Source organism: Arthrobacter sp. Soil736 (assembly GCF_001428005.1).
In the GTDB taxonomy this organism is placed as follows: Bacteria; Actinomycetota; Actinomycetes; order Actinomycetales; family Micrococcaceae; genus Arthrobacter.
Window position 1 is genome coordinate 11,540 of sequence record NZ_LMSB01000028.1, and the last position, 18,047, is coordinate 29,586.

The 18,047-nt window shown below is 68.4% G+C and carries 13 protein-coding genes; 4 read left to right on the plus strand and 9 right to left on the minus strand.

Going from position 1 to position 18,047, the window contains the following annotated elements:
• Nucleotides 1-149: 149 nt before the first annotated feature.
• The 5 genes from ASG92_RS15760 to ASG92_RS15780 form a co-directional block, all read right to left on the minus strand.
• Nucleotides 150-1,154, minus strand: a complete 1,005-nt coding sequence (locus tag ASG92_RS15760) for a siderophore-interacting protein (RefSeq protein ID WP_157372244.1) — start codon at nucleotides 1,152-1,154, stop codon at nucleotides 150-152.
• A gap of 98 nt (nucleotides 1,155-1,252) precedes the next feature.
• Nucleotides 1,253-2,080 carry an ABC transporter ATP-binding protein gene (locus ASG92_RS15765; protein ID WP_056630159.1) on the minus strand — a complete coding sequence of 276 codons (828 nt, stop codon included), beginning with the start codon at nucleotides 2,078-2,080 and terminating at the stop codon, nucleotides 1,253-1,255.
• A gap of 1 nt (nucleotide 2,081) precedes the next feature.
• A complete protein-coding gene (locus ASG92_RS15770) occupies nucleotides 2,082-3,107 on the minus strand; it encodes an iron chelate uptake ABC transporter family permease subunit (protein ID WP_157372245.1) in 1,026 nt (341 codons plus the stop codon).
• Between the two features lie 125 nt (nucleotides 3,108-3,232).
• Nucleotides 3,233-4,342 carry an iron ABC transporter permease gene (locus ASG92_RS15775; protein WP_056630163.1) on the minus strand — a complete coding sequence of 370 codons (1,110 nt, stop codon included), beginning with the start codon at nucleotides 4,340-4,342 and terminating at the stop codon, nucleotides 3,233-3,235.
• 10 nt (nucleotides 4,343-4,352) lie between these two features.
• Nucleotides 4,353-5,465: an iron-siderophore ABC transporter substrate-binding protein gene (locus ASG92_RS15780; RefSeq protein WP_056630164.1), complete on the minus strand. Its 1,113-nt coding sequence runs from the start codon at nucleotides 5,463-5,465 to the stop codon at nucleotides 4,353-4,355.
• Nucleotides 5,466-5,666: 201 nt separating this feature from the next.
• Between ASG92_RS15780 and ASG92_RS15785 the strand changes: the two genes are divergently transcribed.
• Both ASG92_RS15785 and ASG92_RS15790 read left to right on the plus strand, forming a co-directional pair.
• A complete protein-coding gene (locus ASG92_RS15785) occupies nucleotides 5,667-7,640 on the plus strand; it encodes an MFS transporter (protein WP_056630169.1) in 1,974 nt (657 codons plus the stop codon).
• Nucleotides 7,637-8,185: a TetR/AcrR family transcriptional regulator gene (locus ASG92_RS15790; protein WP_056630170.1), complete on the plus strand. Its 549-nt coding sequence runs from the start codon at nucleotides 7,637-7,639 to the stop codon at nucleotides 8,183-8,185. The genes ASG92_RS15785 and ASG92_RS15790 overlap by 4 nt, the downstream gene beginning before the upstream one ends.
• 61 nt (nucleotides 8,186-8,246) lie before the next feature.
• Here ASG92_RS15790 and ASG92_RS15795 read toward each other — a convergent pair whose 3' ends face one another.
• The 4 genes from ASG92_RS15795 to ASG92_RS15810 all read right to left on the minus strand — a co-directional run bounded on the left by ASG92_RS15795 (nucleotide 8,247) and on the right by ASG92_RS15810 (nucleotide 15,164).
• Nucleotides 8,247-8,945, minus strand: coding sequence for a hypothetical protein (locus ASG92_RS15795; protein WP_240987157.1), 699 nt, complete (start codon nucleotides 8,943-8,945; stop codon nucleotides 8,247-8,249).
• Between the two features lie 228 nt (nucleotides 8,946-9,173).
• Nucleotides 9,174-12,641: an ATP-binding protein gene (locus ASG92_RS15800; protein WP_056630178.1), complete on the minus strand. Its 3,468-nt coding sequence runs from the start codon at nucleotides 12,639-12,641 to the stop codon at nucleotides 9,174-9,176.
• On the minus strand, nucleotides 12,638-13,714 hold the full coding sequence (locus tag ASG92_RS15805; RefSeq protein ID WP_240987158.1) for a DUF4194 domain-containing protein: 1,077 nt from the start codon (nucleotides 13,712-13,714) through the stop codon (nucleotides 12,638-12,640). The genes ASG92_RS15800 and ASG92_RS15805 overlap by 4 nt, the downstream gene beginning before the upstream one ends.
• Nucleotides 13,707-15,164, minus strand: a complete 1,458-nt coding sequence (locus ASG92_RS15810) for a DUF3375 family protein (protein ID WP_056630180.1) — start codon at nucleotides 15,162-15,164, stop codon at nucleotides 13,707-13,709. Before ASG92_RS15810 ends, ASG92_RS15805 begins: the two co-directional genes overlap by 8 nt.
• Before the next feature lie 302 nt (nucleotides 15,165-15,466).
• Here ASG92_RS15810 and ASG92_RS15815 point away from each other — a divergent pair, with 302 nt between their 5' ends.
• Together ASG92_RS15815 and ASG92_RS15820 are read left to right on the plus strand one after the other, a co-directional pair.
• Nucleotides 15,467-15,769 carry a hypothetical protein gene (locus ASG92_RS15815; protein WP_056630183.1) on the plus strand — a complete coding sequence of 101 codons (303 nt, stop codon included), beginning with the start codon at nucleotides 15,467-15,469 and terminating at the stop codon, nucleotides 15,767-15,769.
• Nucleotides 15,770-15,910: 141 nt separating this feature from the next.
• Nucleotides 15,911-17,884, plus strand: a complete 1,974-nt coding sequence (locus ASG92_RS15820) for an acyl-CoA dehydrogenase family protein (RefSeq protein ID WP_056630225.1) — start codon at nucleotides 15,911-15,913, stop codon at nucleotides 17,882-17,884.
• The last annotated feature ends 163 nt before the right edge of the window (nucleotides 17,885-18,047 follow it).

Here is an 18,047-nt window from a genome sequence, read left to right on the forward strand (position 1 = left end):
CGTTGGCGATCAAGCGACAGGAAGTGCGAGAGCGTTGGCGATCAAGCGACAGGAAGTGCGAGAGCGTTGGCGATCAAGCGACAGGAAGTGCGAGAGCGTCCTGAAAAGGTGAGATGCGGCACGCTCAGCCGGCGACGGCGCAGAAGAGCCTAGAGCTCTGCCTTCCCCTGCCGCCAGTACCCCATGAAGGCCACCTGCTTCCGGTCAATCCCGACGTCGCGGACCAGGTAGCGCCGCATGTCTTTGATGACGGCAGCCTCGCCGGCGATCCACGCATAGAACGGCATGGCCCCCGCAGGCTTGTCCGGATTCTTGGTGGCACTGATCGCGGCCGTGTCCAGGCGCGCCGGCGTTTCCCACAGGATGTCCCGGTCCACGTTGACGTCGTCCGGTTCAGGTCCGGCGGCGCCGGCAGCCTTGATGGCCACCCAGCCCGGCACGGGGACCGCCTTCCGAACCGCGGCCTGGAGGAGTTCCCCGTGCGCCCGGGAGCGGCCAATCGCGGCGCCGCGCGCAAGCCAGGTTATTTCGACGTCGGCCGCCGTGCGGAGATCAAGGAAGTCGCCTGCTTCCGGCACCTCCAGGAAGACGTGGCCTGTCATGTACTCCGGCAGGCTTTCCAGGATGGCGCTGATGGCGGGAACGGCCGTCTCGTCGCCGGCCAGGAGCACTCGCTGCGCCAGGCCCGGCCGCCACTCGATGCCCGAGTACGTTTCGGCAGTGACGCAGTGCGCCGCGCGGTTGTTCGGGCCGATCAGCGTCAGGGCGTCGCCCGGCTTGGCGCTGAGTGCCCAGTTCGCGGCGGGCCCGCCGTTCCCGTCCGCGTCGAAGTGCATCACGAAGTCGACGTCGATCTCCGGATAGACGGCATCGAGCCTCGCCTGCCGGACAGTGTAGGTGCGCATGGAGCCGCGCGTGGCCGGATCCATGGCCAGCCACTCCTGGTACCAGCCGCTTTGCTCCATCCGGAAACGCGGCAGCGGGAGCCGGCTGCCGTCCGGCGCCAAGGAGGGGATCATGAGCTTGACCCGCAGGTCCAGGGTGTCGCCGTGCACCCCGAAGTCGCGGAGCGAGTATCCGCCGAACGTTACGCGCCGGAAGTTAGGGCTCAGTTCGTCCACGGCAGACACGGTGACGTCGAACGCGAGCGTCATGGGTTCCGTGGAGACCGCGGGCCTCTCGGCGACTGCCTGCGCGGAGCGTCCGGGGCCGCCTGTCGACGACGCGCGGGCAGGGCGGTTCTGTGCGGTGCTCATGAGGCCATCTCCAGGATTGAGGTCGGGGCTTTTGGGTCTGCGTGATGCCTGCCGAGGGGAATGATCATGGGCGTGCCGGAGACGGGATCCGGCACCACCCGGGATTCGAGCCCGAACACGTTCCGCACCAGGCCCTCGGTGATCACGTCGGTCGAATCGCCTTCGGCCACGATCCGCCCGCCCTTCAGCGCGATGACATGGTCCGCGTACCGAGCGGCGAGGTTCAGGTCGTGCAGCACGATAGCCACCGTGGTGCCGCGCTGCCGGTTCAGGTCGGTGACGAGGTCCAGCACTTCCACCTGGTGGGCGAGGTCCAGGTAGGTGGTGGGCTCGTCGAGCAGCAGCACCTCCGTTTCCTGGGCGAGGGCCATGGCGATCCACACGCGCTGGCGCTGTCCGCCGGACAGCTCGTCGACGTTCCGCCCCGCGAGGTCCAGCGTTTCGGTGGCCTCCAGCGCGCGCTGCACCGCGGCGTCGTCCTTCTCCGACCAGCCGCGGAGGAAGCCCTGGTGCGGGTACCGTCCGCGGCCCACCAGATCGCGGACGGTGATCCCGTCCGGTGCCGTGGGGTGCTGCGGAAGCAGGCCGAGCGTGCGTGCCAGCTCGCGCGCGGGGCGGGAATGGATGTCCTTGCCGTCGAGGGTGACCGTGCCCCCGGCCGGCTTGAGCAGCCGCGACAACCCGCGCAGCAGCGTGGACTTCCCGCAGGCGTTGGCCCCGACGATCATCGTCACGCGGCCCTCGGGAATCTCGGCGGTGAGGTCCTCCACGACGCGGCGCTGATCGTACTGCAGCGTGAGGTCCCGGGCTTTGAGAACAGCCATGTCAGGCATCCTTTCGGTTGGAAGTGACCAGCAGCCACAGCAGGAACGGGGCGCCCAGGGCACCGGTGATCACACCCACCGGCAGCACAGTGCCGTCCAGCAGCAGCGGGGCGATGTTGGCGGCAAAGTAGTCCGCCGCCAGGACGATCAGGGCACCGACCAGGGCCGACGCCGGGAGGCTGGCCGTGCCGGTGAAGCGGCGCGCGATCGGACCGGCCAGGAAGGCGACGAACGCCACCGGCCCGGCTGCCGCCGTCGCCACCGCGGCGAGCGCGACGGCGGTCATCACCACACCCAGCCGGGTCCGCCCTACGCGGATTCCCAGCCCTGCGGCGGCGTCGTCCCCGAGTTCGAGGATGCGCAGCGGTCCCGCCAGCAGCACCGCGGCAGGTATGAGGAGTAGCAGCGCCAGGGCGAGCACGCCGGCGCGGTCCCAGCTGGCTGAATTGAGCGAGCCGTTGAGCCAGACGAGGACATCCGCCGCCGTGCGGATGTCCGCCCGCGTCAGAAGGAAGTTGACCATGGCGTGGAGCGCCGCGGCGATGCCGACGCCCGCCAGGATGAGCCGGTTGCCGGCCGCGCCGCCGCCCCCGCCGAGGGAGCCGCCGCGGGAGATCCCGTAGATCAGTGCGGCCACGGCTATCGCTCCGCCAAGTGCGGCACCGGAAACGGCCGCCCCGGAGGCGCCGAAGATGACGATGGCCGTGACGGCGCCGGCGCTGGCCCCGTAGCTGATGCCGATCACGTCCGGGCTGGCCAGAGGGTTGCGGAGCATGGTCTGGAACAGCCCGCCGGAGAGTCCGAAAGCTATGCCGATCAGGGCGCCGATCACGGCCCGGGGCAGCTTGGTCTCCATCACGATGAAGCTGGCGCCGGGGATCTTCTCGCCGCCGGTGAGGTGGGCGGAGAGGATCCGAAAGAAGTCGGGGATAGTCACGGTGTAGCTGCCCAACAGGACGCCCGCCGCGAAGAGGAGCACGACGGCGATCGCCAGGGCCGCTGTCCGGTTCAGCAACGCGTTCAGCATTGGAGCGCGAACGGGCAGATCATGCCCTGTTTTCGCGGTTCTGAGGGCATTAACTGCGCGTTCGCGCCCCGTGCCAGGCGCGTTTTCTCCCAGTTCGCGCCCAACGGAGGCGAGGTCTGACTTGCTCACAGCCCGGCCCCCTTGCCGCGGCGGACCAGCCAGACAAATACGGGCGCGCCCACGAGGGCGGTCATGATGCCCGCCGGCACTTCGCCGGGAAGCAGCACCACACGGCCCACCACATCGGACAGCAGCAGCAGCGCCGGAGCGAGCACCAGGGAAAACGGCAGGATCCAGCGGTAGTCGGGTCCGGTCAGGGAACGGACGGCATGCGGGACAACCAGCCCCACGAAGCCGATCGGCCCCGCGAGCGCGGTTGCGGAGCCACACAGCAGCACGATGCCCAGCGCCGTCACGCCGCGGGCCAGGCCGACGCGCTGGCCCAGTCCGCGGGCAATGTCGTCGCCGAGGGCAAGGCTGTTCAGGATCCGCCCGGCCGAGAGCACAATCAGCGCGCCGGCCGCGAGGAACGGCACGCCGGGCAGCACCACGGACCAGTCGCGCCCCGCGATTCCGCCCACCTGCCAGAACCGGAAGCGGTCCAGGGTGTCCTGGCTGGAGACCAGGATGACGTTCATCAATGAGTACAGGCCCGCGCTGAGTGCGGCGCCCGCAAGGGCGAGCTTGACCGGCGTCGCACCGTCCCTGCCCATGGAGGCAATGAGATAGACGACGACGGCGGCCGCCGCGGCGCCGAGGAACGCGAACCAGATATACCCGGTCAGCGAGGAGGCGCCGAAGACGTAGATGCCCGTGACCACCGCCAGCGCGGCGCCCGCGTTGACGCCGATGATGCCGGGATCGGCCAGGGGGTTGCGGGCCACGCCCTGCATGGCGGCCCCGGCGAGGCCGAGCGCTCCGCCTGCCAGCAGCCCGAGGACCGTTCGCGGAATGCGTGCGTGCACCACGGCGTGGTCGCCGTTGGCGGGGTCGAACTGCGTCAGCGCCAGCCACACGGTGTCCGGGGACAGCCCGCGGGCACCCACGGCCAGTGAGGCGGCGGAGGCGACAACAAGCACGACGACGGCGGCCAGCAGCCACGCGGCCTGCGGGCCACGCGCCCTCTCGTTCCGGGGAGCGCGAACGGACAGTTGAGGCCCCGTTGTGGCAGCCGCAGGGGCCTCAAGTGTCCGTTCGCGCGAGTTGGCGGCCGCCGTCGTCGTGCCCGTTGTCATGGAGTGTTTCCTACTTGACCGCGTCGGCGGCCTTGGCCAGCTGGGGCAGGAACGTGTCGAGTGACCACGGCAGGCTCAGCGGCGAGGAAGCGGAAATGGACAGCGTCAGCGTGTTGTCCGAGTCGGCCACCAGGGCGCCGCCCTTGATTGCGGGAATCTGGCTCAGCAGCGGATCGCTCTTGATCGACTCGGCCGTCTTGGCATCGGGAACCCAGGTCACGAAGATGTCCGACTCGAGCTCGTTGGCCTTCTCGGCAGACCACGGGAGGAAGAATTCTTTGGAGCCCTTCGACTTTTCCTCCACAATCGGCGCCAGCTTCATGCCGATCTCGGTGAGGAACTTCGGCCGGTTGTCGTTGGCCGTGTAGACGTTGACGCCGTCACCCTTGGCGGGCTCGAGGTTGCCGTAGATGTAGGACTTGCCTTCGATCTGCGGGTATTTGGCGACCTTGTCCTTGATGGTGGCTTCGGTGTCGGAGATCAGCTTCGCGGCCTCGGCTTCCTTGCCGAGGGCCTTGCCGATGATGCTGGTGGAATCCTGCCAGGAGGTGCCGTACGCCAGCTCCGGGTGCGCCACCACGGGGGCGATTTCGCTGAGTTTCTTGTAGTCCTCTGCCGTGAGCCCAGAGTAGGCGCCCAGGATGACGTCCGGGTTGAGCCTGGCGATCTCAGTGAAGTTGATGCCGTCAGCCTCGGAGAACTGGGCCGGCGCCTTCTCCGAGCCGAAGCCGGCGCCGAGCTTCTCCAGTGCGGCATCCTTCCACGGGGTGGAGCCCTTGCTGTTACCGCCCCACTCGTTCTTGGGGACGCCCACCGGAACCACGCCCAGTGCGATGGCAACGTCGTCGTTGACCCAGGAGACCGTGACCACGCGCTTGGGCTGGGACTTGATGGTGGTTTCGCCAAAGGCGTGCTTGATGGTGACGGGGAACTGCGCGCTGGCTGACGCCGTCGCGCCGGCGTCAGCCGTCGAGGAGACGGGCCCCGTGGAGCAGGCTGTCAGCGAGAGGGCCGCGGCGGCCAGGACGGCGGTCGCCTTGCCGGCGGTCTTGAGCAGCGTCCGGCGGGTGGTGCCGGCGGTGCCGCGGCCGGCGGACGGGCCGGGGAAGAGGGGGGAAGTCACGGAACTCCTTAGGTCATTGATGCGAACCCAAGTAAGGCTAGCCTATCCTTCAAAAGATTACGAAAGGTTTGCGTCACGTAATTCCCGGGTGACGCAAAGCATGCGCCAATTCCTTGCAATTCCGGGGTGAACAGTGGTTCACTCGAGGGAGTAAACGCGCGTTCACCACCCCCGCGCCCCCTCCGCACCCGAAAGCGCCCCATGACCGATTCCGCTGCCGCGAGACCATCCCGCACTCCGTCCCCGTCCGCCATCACGGCCGTCCTCGCATTGAGCGGCACGGTGGTGGCGCTCATGCAGACCCTTGTGGTGCCGCTGCTGCCGGACTTTCCCCGGATCCTGGGCGTCACGGCGGACGACGCGTCATGGCTCGTGACTGCCACGCTGCTCTCCAGCGCCGTGGCCACCCCGATCGTGTCCCGCAGCGCCGACATGTACGGCAAGCGCAGGATGATGGTGGTGTGCCTGGCCATCATGGTGGCCGGCTCCATCATGGCCGCCGTGGGCGGAACGTTCCTGTGGCTCATCATCGGCCGCGCCCTCCAGGGGTTCTCGTCGGCCCTGATCCCGGTGGGCATCAGCATCATGCGCGATGAACTCCCCAAGGAGAAGATGGGCTCGGCGGTGGCACTCATGAGCGCCACCCTGGGCATCGGCAGCGCCCTGGGCCTCCCCCTGGCCGGAGTGCTGTACGAGGGCCTCGGCTGGGAATCGATCTTCTGGGTTGCGGCCGGTGCGGGCACTCTCTTGCTCCTCGCGGTGGTGCTGGTGGTCCCGGAATCGAAGGTCCGCACCCCGGGCCGCTTCGACTACGCGGGCGCCCTGGTGCTGTCCGCCGCGCTGGGGTCCCTGCTGCTGGCCATTTCCAAGGGCGGCTCGTGGGGCTGGGGCTCCGAACCGGTGCTCCTGCTGTTCCTTGCCGCCGGAATCCTGCTGGCGGCATGGGTGCCTTACGAACTCAAGGTGGGCCAGCCCATGGTGGACCTGCGGACCTCGGCCCGCCGCCCGGTCCTCATGACCAACCTCGCGTCGCTGCTGATCGGCTTCGCGATGTTCGCCAACATGCTCCTGACCACCCAGCAGCTGCAGCTCCCCGCCGCCACCGGCTACGGGTTCCAGCTGAACGTCATCACGGCCGGCCTGTGCATGGTGCCGTCCGGACTGGCCATGGTGGTGTTCGCACCGGTGTCAGGGGGGATCATCCGGCGTTTCGGCGGCAAGACGGCGCTGATGACCGGCGCGTGCGTCATGATTGCCGGCTACGTGGGCCGCGTCTTCTTCCACGACTCCATCGCCGCCGTGGTCATCGGCTCCACGGTGGTGAGCGTGGGCACGGCCATCGCCTATGCGGCCATGCCCACGCTGATCATGGGCGCCGTCCCCATTACTGAAACCGCGTCCGCCAACGGACTGAACAGCCTGGTGCGCTCGATCGGCACCTCGACGTCGAGCGCCGCCGTCGCTGCCGTCCTCACCTCCGTGACCATGACCTTGGGGCCGGTCCGGGCGCCGTCCTTCGCGGCATTCCAGGACGTCTTCTGGATGGCCGCGCTTGCCTCGGCCGCCTCGGTGCTCGCCGCCATCGCCATCCCGCGGGCCGCCGCGCACCGCCCGGCCGCACCCGCCCCCGCGGTTGCCGAGCTCGTAGTCCAGGGCCGCGTCCTGGCGGCCGACCACCGCCCGCTGACTCCCGCCGTCGTGACCGTCCTGCAGACCACCGGCGAGCCCGTCGACTGGAGCCGGGTGGACACCGAGGGCAACTATTCGGTGGCGCTGCCCGGCGCCGGCAAGTACCTCATGGTGGCCAACGCGGCCGGCTGGGCGCCGATGGCCGAGGTCTTCGAATTCGACGGCCGCACCCTCAGGCAGAACTTCCTGCTGCAGGATCGGCTCGAACTCGGCGGGACGGCAACCCTTGGCGGGGAGCCGGTTGCCCGCGCCGTGGTGACGCTGCTGCAGGCCAGCGGCGAGCATGTGGCCACCACGAGGACCGACGACGACGGCGCCTACAGGCTTCCGCTGCCGGCCGCCGGCCGCTACATAGTGACTATGCTTCATCCTGTGAATCATCAGGCTATGGCGCGGAAGCTCGCCGTCGACAACCGCTCCGTGACCGTGGATCTCGCCGCTCCCCTGGTGGAGGAACAGAACGCCGGCGAGCCGGTGAACGCGTGAGCGGCCCGAGCCAGGAGGCCATCCTCGGCGCCGCCCGGCGCCTGTTCGGAGAGCGCGGCTACCGCGCGGTGACGGTCCGCGACATCGCCGCCGAAGCCGGGGTCTCGGCCGCCCTGGTCATGAAGCATTTCATCTCCAAGGACAAACTGTTTGCCGCCGTGCAGCCTGACGAGTCGCTCCTCACGGAACTGGACGTCCCGACGTCGGAACTCGGCAGCGCTCTCGTGTTCCGCGTGCTGATGCGCCGGGAACGCGGCATGCAGGAACCGTGGGCCATGATTCCGTTCAGCGTCCACGACTCCCCCGATCCCGACGCGGCACGGACAGAACTGCGCGAACGCTACCTCGGCGCCATCGCCCGGCTGATCGGGGACGCCACGCCGGACCGTCGTTTCGCGTCCACCGTGACGGCCCTGATGACCGGCTTCGGCGAGACCGTCCGGACCCTCGGCCTCTTCGACGGCTGGGACTTTGACGACCTCGTGGCGCACTACGGGGCGATCGTCCAGGCCCAGATCGATGCCTGCGCCGACGCCCGCGAGTGACGAAACCCGCCGGTTGAGCTTGACGAAACCCGGACTCGGCAAGCTCAACCAGCGGTGCGGGTCAGCGGTAGGTGACGCTCAACAGCAGCGACTTGATGGCCTGCCCCTCGGCGCTGGCCAGCCAGGCCTTGGCTGCGGCGTCGCTGGCGAACGGCTTCTCGATGAACTGTGCGTCGGCCACGAGCACTTCCTTACCGATGCGGATGATCCCGTCGAGTGCCATGCCCTTCCCTGCCGCCGGAGCTCCGGCCGCCAGGTGCATGCGGTACGCGGGATTGTTGTCCATCCGGTCCACGTAGAAGGAGTAGTGCGCGGCGGGGGCCGGCTGCTCCTGGAGGCCCGGGACAGGTGCGGACTCGAACACGGTCCGGGTTACCGGGTGGGTCACGCCGTCGGCGATCAGCCCCGAATACACGGTGACCTGCTTGGTGCCGCTGGCGTCGAAGACGGTGGCCGTCCGGGACGTGGACGGTTTCACGTCGCCGGTGAAGAGCTCCACCTTCCAGTCAGCCGGGTACTTGAAGGACAGGCGCCCGTCCGGGAACGTGTACGTCGCCAGGGCGGCCGGAGCGGAAGCTGACGAGGACGGTTTGGCGGCGCTCGTCGTCGGGCCCGCCGTCGCCGGCAAAGTCGCGGCGACGCCCGACGACGACGCAGTGCCGGAGGACGCGGACGGGACTCCCGCGGCGCAGCCCGCCAGGCTGATGGCGGCGGCGGTCGCGAGGGCTGCGATGAAGGTGCCGTGATGTGCAGAACGCATGATGGTGCCTTTCATGAAGGACGCCGTCAAGCCCGGAAGGGTAGCTTTGGCCCGCCGCATGGGAGTGTTGATGACCCTGGTGGAGCGTGAGGCGAAGAGTTGATGCAAAACACACTCGCACGCAGGAGTGGGCTCTCACTAGGGATCCCGCAATAAATCCATCGATTTGTTATTTTTCGGCGCGGAAAGATCACGACGGGTGACCCGGCTGCCCCCTGAGCAGTACGGCTACCGGAGCACGATGTCCACGGGGTTGGCTTCGGACCGCCACTGCCCCTCGGACCCGGGCTTCGGCGAGATCACCGGGGCGGTCAGCACGCCCGAGCGGTTGGTGCGCTTGTCCCGCAGGATTTCTGTGACGGAGCCAAGGTGCCGCGACAGGTCGATCACGTTTTCCGGAGCGGCGAGGAGCAGCTGGAAGCCGAACTCGTGCAGCGCCTTGATCCCGGCGCCGGCGAATTCCTCGGAGGCCAACACGAAGGCCTCATCCATCATCACGGTTCCGTAGGTAGTGAAGCCCTGTTCGGCGATGCCCAGCTGGTAGCTCAGCGCCGCGGCCATGATGAATGCGGTGAACCGCTGCCGCTCGCCGCCGGACATGGATCCGGTGTCGGCGTGCATGAAGACTTCCGTCTTCCCGCCTGCGCCGGCGGCCTTCTGCTTCGCCGGAGCCTCCACCTCGCGGTGCTCCTTGCACTGGATGAACAGGTGCCCGCGGACGTCCAGCACTTCGGCGCGCCAGCGCCGGTCCTCCGGCGCCTGCGAACCCAAGCGCTTCACGAGCGTTTCCAGGGACTTGTAGCGGTTGGTGAGCTCGGCGTCGTCGTCGGTTTCTGCTCCGGCCGCTGCGGACTTGCCGTGCCGCGTGTGCCGGGTCTTCAGCGCGTTCTGGATGGCGTCCTTGAACTGCTTGGCGGTGGCCGGCAGGGTCTGCTTGATGTCCAGCTCCAGGAAGCTGCCCTCGTGGAAGTTGACCTCCGACAGGATGCCGTTCAGCGGCAGGATCCGGCTGGTGATGGAGCGGCGTTCCTCGTCGAGCAGATGCAGCAGGGTGCTGAACGATTCATGCGTGCGCTGGTTGAAGAACTGCCGGAACTCCGCCTCCTGGGCGGGCAATCCGTCGCTGACGATTGCGTGGTAGCGGGCCTCGAACTCGCCGGCCGCCCCGATGGATGTCCCGTGGTCGGCGGAGATGGCGGTACCCCATTCACGCACGAAGCCTTCGAAAATCCGGGTCAGCCGCTCGGAGGTGGCCTGGCCGCGGGATTCCGCGGCGTGGAGCTCGCCCAGCAGCTGGGTCTTGACCCGGGCGGCGATGTTGTCCAGCTCATGCATCTCCGTGACGTCGCCGAATCCGGTGAAGTACGGTTCCAGCGCAGTGACCGTGGAGTCCGACGGCGGCGCCTGGCCCAGGCGGGTCCGCGCGGCTTCCAGCAGCGAATCGGAGGCGGTGAGCTGGTGGTCCAGCGCCTTGTACTCGCTCTGGAGCACGGCCGCCGCCTCGGTGCTGGACTGGTGCTTCTGGCGTGCCACTTCGATGTTGGCCCGGAGCGGTTCGAGGTCCGCCTGCGCGGCCAGGGCATCCTTGAGCCGCTGCTCGATCCGGGCGAGTTCGTCCGCGGCCACGGCAGCCGAGACCTGCTCCCACGGCCGGTGGTCGTCGGCCACGCGGCGCAGGGCCTCGAGCTGCCGGGACATGCCCTGATGGGATTCTTCCCGGCTTTGGGCCAGCTCGGCGGCCTTGGCGAGTTCCTGCTGCAGGTCCGCCACCTGGCCGGCCACGAGTTCCAGCTTGGACGCGTTGTCGAATCCGAGGACGTAATCCTGCCGGCTGGTGAAGCGGTCGTCCTTCTCCACGGTGTGCCGGTTGCGCTTGACCACACCGCCCAGGCTCAGGCCCTTGTCCAGGCCGGCCAGCTCGTCCGGGTTTTCCACGCACGGATAGGCGAAATCGAGGGCGATGCGTTCGCGGACCCATTCCCCGGCCGCGGCGTTGTGCCCGGCGGTGAGGATCTCCAGCTTGGCCAGCAGGTCGCCATCGGACACGTCCTCCACGGCCAGCGCCGCGCCGGCGAGCGGCTTGGACACGTCCACTGCGCGGAGGGCGCCCCGAACGCTGTGGTCATTCAGGTACCTGGTCACGGCGGCAAAGTGCTCGCCAGGAACCAGGAGCGTGGTGGCCAGGTTCCGCAGGGCGCGCTCGGCGGCCGGCCGCCACTGCTCCTGGCCCTCCGCGAGGTCGATGAGCTCGCCGCCGAAGGGCATCTGCTCCTCGGGAACACCGGTGGCGGCCGCGATGGCGGCGCGGTTTTCAATGCTCGACGGCGGCAGCAGCGACTTGCGCGTCTTCAGCGACACGAGCTCCTGCTCCGCCGCAGCGAGTTCTCGTTTCTTCGTGGCGTGGCCGTCGAAGGCCTCGAAGCGCAGCTCCTTCAGGGCCTCCGAATCGTCCTTGAGTTCGGCGGAGCGGGCGGCTGCCTGCTCGTGGGCCTGTTCCCAGCCCTCGGCCGTCCATTCCAGCTCCAGGCCGGCGTCGCTCAGCGCCTGGCGGGCCGCTTCCTCCACCTGCTGGCGGAGCTTGAGCCCCACCCGGGCGTTTTCCAGCGACTGCTCGATCGAGGAAATGGCGTTGCCGCCCTGGTTGTTGTACTCCGCCTCAAGCTGCCGCAGCTCCTTGGCCAGGCCGTCCCGGACCGCGCGCTCGGCGCTGAGTTCCTTGGCCTTGCCCTGTGCGAGCGTCTTGAAGCGGGCCAGGGTCTTCTCGTGTACCGCGACCGCAAGCTGCTGCCTGTAGGCCTCGAACTCCTCGCCCGCGAGCTCCCGGAGCCGGTTAGCGTCCAGCAGCGCCTGGGCGTAGTCCTTGTTCAGCCCCGGCACAGGAGCCAGCTGGTCACGCTGCTGGCGGACGTCCTCCAGCCGTTGCCGGATGGACATGAGGTTGCTGAATTCCTCGACGACGTCGTCCGCCGCGGCCAACGTGGCCGGGGCGTCGAGGACCTGGTCGCGGAAGAAGGTGTTGACGCTGCCGCCAAGGCCCTTCCCGGCCTGGATCACCCGGAGCAGCGGCAGGGCCTGGTCCGAGTTGATGCCCAGGAGGCGGCGGAACCGCTCGGCGAAGGCCTTGTGGACGTCGAAGACCTGGGCGTCCGGGAAGATGGTCTCCAGCGCCGCCTTGGTGAAGCGCTTCTCGGCGATGTCCTCGATCGCGGGAAGGTCCAGCGGCTTGTTGTTGATCAGGTAGTACCGGCCGACGCTCGATTCCGTGCCGTTCTTCGGGAGGTCGAACAGCGCGGACACCGTCACCTTGGTGCCGGCGGCGTTGTCGAACGTCAGGGCGACGGCGGACCACGTGGCACCCGGGCGCTGGAAGGCGCTGGCCGAGCCTTCGCCCACGGCTTTGTCGCCCACCTTGCCGCGCATGTACGTGAACGTGGTCCTCTTGTCCTCCACGGCTCCGCCGGCACGCTGGGCGGCGGCCTCGTTGGAGCGGGGCCGGGCGTCAAACACCCTCAGCATGGCGTCGAACAGCGTGGACTTGCCGACGCCCGAGTTGCCCGTCAGCAGCGTGCCGTTGCGGTCCACGTGCATCGTGTGGGCGCCATGGAACGTCCCCCAGTTGACCACCTGCACGAGGGCAAGGCGCATCTGGCCGGGGTTGGTGAGCTCGCCCATCGGCAGCATGGTTGCGATGCTCACTTGGTGCCCTCCGTTTCGCTGGTCGAGCTCGTCACCGAGGGTGTCTCAGCCGTGGTCACCTTTGACTCCGCAGCCGATGCCGCCCCCGCCCCTTCGCCGGACAGCAATCGTCCTCCGGACGATGCTGCCGGCTTCGACAGGCCCGATGCCACTCCCAGGGCGGCATCGGCTGCTGCGTCGTTGGGACCGTCACCTTCGGCGTCGTCGTCCAGGTCGTCCGCGGACCTCCCGCCGTCGAGCTCTAGTAGTGCTTCTGTTCCCGTGGGGTCTGCCGTGGCTGTGACCAGGGCTTCGATCTGGGCGGGGATGTCCCCTATGTTTTCGAACGGAAGGGCCAGCGGGAGGGCGTTGGAGATGGTGTAGACGTCGTCCAGGCCCGTGGTGAGCAGGAGTTGGCGGGCCAGGAGCTTGGTGATGGCCCGGTTGACCACGTCCGAATCCCGGAGCGCGTCCTGCTGGCCTGCCGGCTGGTAGTGGGCCACCAGCTCGGCGATTTCCTCGCGCGTGATGGTGGGGTCGGTCTGGGCCGTGACGTGGCGGTCCAGGAGGAGGCGGAGACGGAGCAGCACGATGGTTTCCACCCGGCTCAGGGCACGCTGCTGGCGCAGGATGCTGGAGCGCGCGCTGCCGCCGATGGCCTCGGGATCAACCGGCCGGACCACTGCGATCTTTCGCTCGTGATCCAGCTGCAGCGTGAGGAAAAGCTCGGAGAGCCGGCTCCGGAGGAGCAGCTGGTTATCCAGGAGCGTGGTCCACAGTTTTTCGTCGCGGCCGCCGTCCACGTACGGGCCCTTCAGCAGCTTCACGAGGGCCTGGCGCACCTTCATGGACAGCACGCCGGTGTCGCCCGGGAACAAGGCGGCGCCATCAACGAAGGTGTCCCGCGGGGTGACCGAGAACGGGTCGGCGCGGGGTGACTCCGCAGCCGATGCCGCCCCCGCCCCTTCGCCGCGCAGCTGATCTTCGATCAGCTCAGCGCGCGGCTCCGACAGGCCCGATGCCACTCCCTGGGCGGCATCGGCTGCTGCGTCGGTGTCCAGCCCGCCGCGTGATTCTTGGGGAAGTTCAGTCATCGGAATCCTTCTTGAGCGTGACCACCGGCAGGTATGCCGTGCGGGTGGTTCCGTCTATCTGTTCGAAGTCGAGGGCGTCCACGGCTGCCTGGTCGAAGCGGGCGCCTTCGTGGAGGGCGTGGGACAGGAGCGCCCGGATCGAGTTGATGTGCTGCTCCTCCGGCGGAAGCTGCCCCCAGGCCTCGGCAAGGGTTGAGGCGCCGGCCGCGGCGGCGCGGATGGCGCCCGGTTTCGCCTTGCCGGTGCGCGGCGAGCGCACGCGGTCGGAGTCGCTGAAGGCGATGGGGTCGGCGAGCTTGGGCGGGGCCGCGAACTCGTCGGGATCGAACAGCTTGACCATGGCCAGCGATTCGAAGCCGGCATTGAACAGCACCGGCCCCCGGACCAGGCCCGGGCGTTCGCGTTCGTAGGGCAGGGAACGGATGGCCTGTTCGGCTTCCCGCAGCACCTTGCGGAGCCGCACCGACTGGCGGAAGTCGTCGCTCTGGACATAGGTGTTCAGGCTCTCGCTGAGCTTGCCGTAGATCCGCTGGATCTGGCTGTGCTGCTGCCGGAGCTCTGCCACAAGGTTTTTCAGGGTCTCCCGGTCCTCCGGCGAGAGGTCGTCCGCGAACTGGCGGCTGAGCACCTCGCCGATCGCCGAACGGAACCGCAACTGCTGCTGCGGGTCTTCGAGGAAGGCCGTGAAGGAGCGGAACGTCCTGCCTTCGGGGCTTTGCCGCAGCCTCTTGTCGGCCTCCAGGACCTGCGCCATGGTGGCGCCCTTGCTGAGGGACTCCTCGATGATCTGGTTGCGGAGCTCGCCCACCAGCTCCTCGATCCGGTCCCGCATCTTCTTGTAGTCCGCCGGCAGGCTGGCCGCGAGGTCCAGGATGTTGCCCGCGGCTTCCACGGCCTGGTCGTCGTCGAGCAGTCCGTCGAAGTCGCCCGAGGTGATGTCCTGGATCAGCTGGCGGCGTTCCCCGATCTCCTCCTCCAGCGATTCCAGCCGGGCGGTCTGGTCCGGGTTGGTCTCGTTGGCGAGTTTCTCCACGTCGCCCAGCAGCGTCCCCAGCCGGGATCCGTTCAGGGTGGAGCGTTCGCTGGAAAGACTGTCCAGGAAGGCGAGCACGCGGGCTGCCGGTTCGGTGACCTCGTAGACGATCTGCCCCGACTGGTTCCGGCGGGTGAGGAACTGCTTGCGCGTCCATTCGTCGCCGAAGGACTTGCCGTTGGCACCGCCTCCCAGCCCCGGATCCTGGCGGCGGAGCTGCTCAAGGAAGGAGTCGACGTCGGCATGGAACTCTTCCAGCGGAAGCTGCGGCCGCGTGCGCGTAAAGGACGCCTGCAGCACTGCGATGACCCACGGGGCGGAACGCGTGAGCGCCCAGGCGGGTCCCTTGGTGAGGAGCTCGAGGTCCCGGAGCCGTGCGCTGATCGCGTCAGCGGAGGACGTGGCGGACCGGGGCACACACTCTCCTTCAGTAGCTTGGGGATCGTTTCGGCGGCGGAAACCTGAAAACGGCCAAGTACAAGGTTAACGCAGACCGACTTCCCTCCGACCCCCGGCCCGGAGTCGCCCCGTGTTGACCGGGAAGCAACGTTACGGGTGTGACTGGTGAGGCTGCTGAGACAAAGCCGTTACCTACGGAGCAGTATGGTTTCGATCCCGTATCAACGGCTCCAACTCGCCACACGGACGGTGGCCCGGGCTCATGGCAGGCCTTACGCTCGTGCTACTGATCCAACCGCAGCAAAGGCGCAGGGGGAAGCATGGAGTTCGACCTAAGTGCAGTGGAGACGGCCACCTTGGTGTTCATCGGAACCCTGGTTTTTGCCTTGGTGCTCGTCCTGTTCGTGGCGGCGGCGGCCTTCGCCGCACTGGTCCTGGTGGGCGTGGGACGCCTGGCCTGGCTGATCGTGGCGGGCACGCTGGTCGGCCTGGTCCACGGCATCAACGATTCGTGGGACAGGCTGGTGCACCATGCCTCCACTGTCGAGCTTCCCGGCGATTTTCAGGGCCAGCCATCCCCTAGCACCGGTACTTACCCGCGAGTAGCATTGAGGGACAGCTGAAGGGTCCTCCACCCGCGGCGGACCCAGGGCTTGAGCCGGTCATCCGGTTAGAGGAGATGCCCCGTGAGCTCCGCCACTGAGAGTCAGGCCACCGAGGATCCCACCGAGGCGCAGGCCAAGGGTTCCAGCACCATCCCGCCCATCGACGGCCCCGCATCCGAAACGCCGGTTGCCGCCGAGAAGATCGGTGCCGGCGCCTCCGCGGAGGACGCCCGCGCCATCGCCGAAGCGGCGCGCGAGACCGAATGGGGCAGGCCCAGCTTCGCCAAGGGCCTGTACCTCGGCAGCTTCGACCTGGGCCTCATCCACCCGTGGCCAGCGGCCAAGGCGGAAGACGTGGAACGCGGCGAGGCCTTTATGGAGCGGCTCACGGAATTCTGCCGAACCATGTCCGGGCGGGTGATCGAGCGTGACGCCAAGATCCCGGACGAATATCTCAGGGGCCTCGCCGACCTCGGCGTGTTCGGTATGAAGATCCCGCTGGAGTACGGCGGCCTGGGCCTTTCGCTGGTCTACTACGGCCGGGCGCTCGCGCTGCTTGGCTCCGTTCACCCCAGCCTCGGCGCGCTGCTCTCGGCGCACCAGTCCATCGGCGTCCCGGAACCCGTCAAGGTATTCGGCACCCCGGAGCAGAGGCAGGAATACCTGCCGCGCTGCGCCGCGGGGGCCATCACCGCGTTCCTGCTCACCGAGCCGGACGTCGGCAGCGACCCCGCGCGGATGGGCAGCACCGCTGTTCCCACGGACGACGGCGAAGCGTACGTCCTGGACGGCGTCAAGCTGTGGACGACAAACGGCGTGATCGCCGAGCTGGTGGTGGTGATGGCCGTGGTGCCGCGCCACACCGACGCCGACGGCACCGTCCACCAGGGCGGGATCACCGCCTTCGTGGTGGAGATGGACTCCCCCGGCATCACCGTGGAAAACCGCAACGCCTTCATGGGCCTGCGGGGAATCGAGAACGGCGTTACCCGGTTCCACCAGGTCAGGGTTCCGGCGGCCAACCGGCTGGGCCGCGAGGGCCAGGGGCTGAAGATCGCCCTCACAACACTCAACACGGGTCGGCTGTCCCTCCCGGCACTCTGCGTCGCCACGGGCCGCTGGAGCCTGAAGATTGCCCGCGAATGGTCCAACGCGCGCACCCAGTGGGGCCGGCCGGTGGGCAGGCACGAGGCCGTGGGCAAGAAGATCGCGTTCATTGCCGCCACGGCCTTCGCCCTGGATGCGGTGTTCGAGCTCTGCGCGGAAATGGCGGACGCCGGGCAGAAGGACATCCGGATCGAGGCCGCGCTGGCCAAACTGTGGTCCACCGAGATCAGCTACCGGATCGCCGACGAACTGGTGCAGATCCGGGGCGGGCGCGGTTTCGAGACGGCCGATTCGCTGGAGGCCCGCGGCGAACGGGGCGTCCCCGCGGAGCAACAGCTGCGCGACCTCCGCATCAACAGGATCTTCGAGGGCTCCTCGGAGATCATGAAGCTGCTGATTGCCCGAGAGGCCGTGGACGCCCACCTTGCGGCCGCAGGGGACCTGGCCTCGGCGGAAGCGAGCCTGTCAGACAAGGCGCGGGCCGCCGTCGGGGCCTCCGGCTTCTACGCGAAGTGGCTGCCGAAACTCTTGGCCGGGGCAGGCATGGACCCGCGTTCCTACAGCGAGTTCGGCCGGCTGGCCAAGCAGCTGCGCTTCGTGGAGCGGTCCTCGCGGCGGCTGGCCCGGCAGACGTTCTACGGCATGGGCCGCTGGCAGGCCGGCCTCGAGCACAAGCAGGCTTTTCTGGGACGGATCGTGGACATCGGCGCCGAGCTCTTCGCGATGGCGGCGTCCTGCTCGCGGGCGGAGATGCTGCTCCGCACGGCGCCGGAGCGCGGGGCTACCGCCTTCGAGCTCGCGGAGGCCTTCTGCGAACAGGCGCGCGTGCGCGTGGACGAATACTTCGAGCAGCTGTGGAGGAACACCGACGACGGCGACCGCCAACTTTCGCGGAAGGTCCTCGCCGGCGACTACGAGTGGCTTGAGGCGGGGGTTCTCGACCAGTCCGAGGGCACCGGGCCGTGGATCGCCGACGCGTCTCCCCGGGCGACGGAGAAGGAGGATCTGCACCGCACGTACCGGTAATCGCGGACTGGAACCGGCCTCCGGGAGGCGGGGACGGCGCGAAACCCAAATACTAAGCTTCCTTCCTATAGGGCATTGATCGGAGTTAGCTAGAAGTGAGGCCATCGCGGTGGCCCCGGCATTGCGTTGCCCGGCTTAGACCATGAGCCTGGTCCGTTCAATG

Coding starts and splice junctions, on each gene's coding strand:
- ASG92_RS15760 (WP_157372244.1), bottom strand. CDS start 1,154: ATGACGCTCGCGTTCGACGTCACCGTGTCTGCCGTGGACGAACTGAGC.
- ASG92_RS15765 (WP_056630159.1), bottom strand. CDS start 2,080: ATGGCTGTTCTCAAAGCCCGGGACCTCACGCTGCAGTACGATCAGCGC.
- ASG92_RS15770 (WP_157372245.1), bottom strand. CDS start 3,107: ATGCTGAACGCGTTGCTGAACCGGACAGCGGCCCTGGCGATCGCCGTC.
- ASG92_RS15775 (WP_056630163.1), bottom strand. CDS start 4,342: ATGACAACGGGCACGACGACGGCGGCCGCCAACTCGCGCGAACGGACA.
- ASG92_RS15785 (WP_056630169.1), top strand. CDS start 5,667: ATGACCGATTCCGCTGCCGCGAGACCATCCCGCACTCCGTCCCCGTCC.
- ASG92_RS15795 (WP_240987157.1), bottom strand. CDS start 8,945: ATGCGTTCTGCACATCACGGCACCTTCATCGCAGCCCTCGCGACCGCC.
- ASG92_RS15805 (WP_240987158.1), bottom strand. CDS start 13,714: ATGACTGAACTTCCCCAAGAATCACGCGGCGGGCTGGACACCGACGCA.
- ASG92_RS15815 (WP_056630183.1), top strand. CDS start 15,467: ATGGAGTTCGACCTAAGTGCAGTGGAGACGGCCACCTTGGTGTTCATC.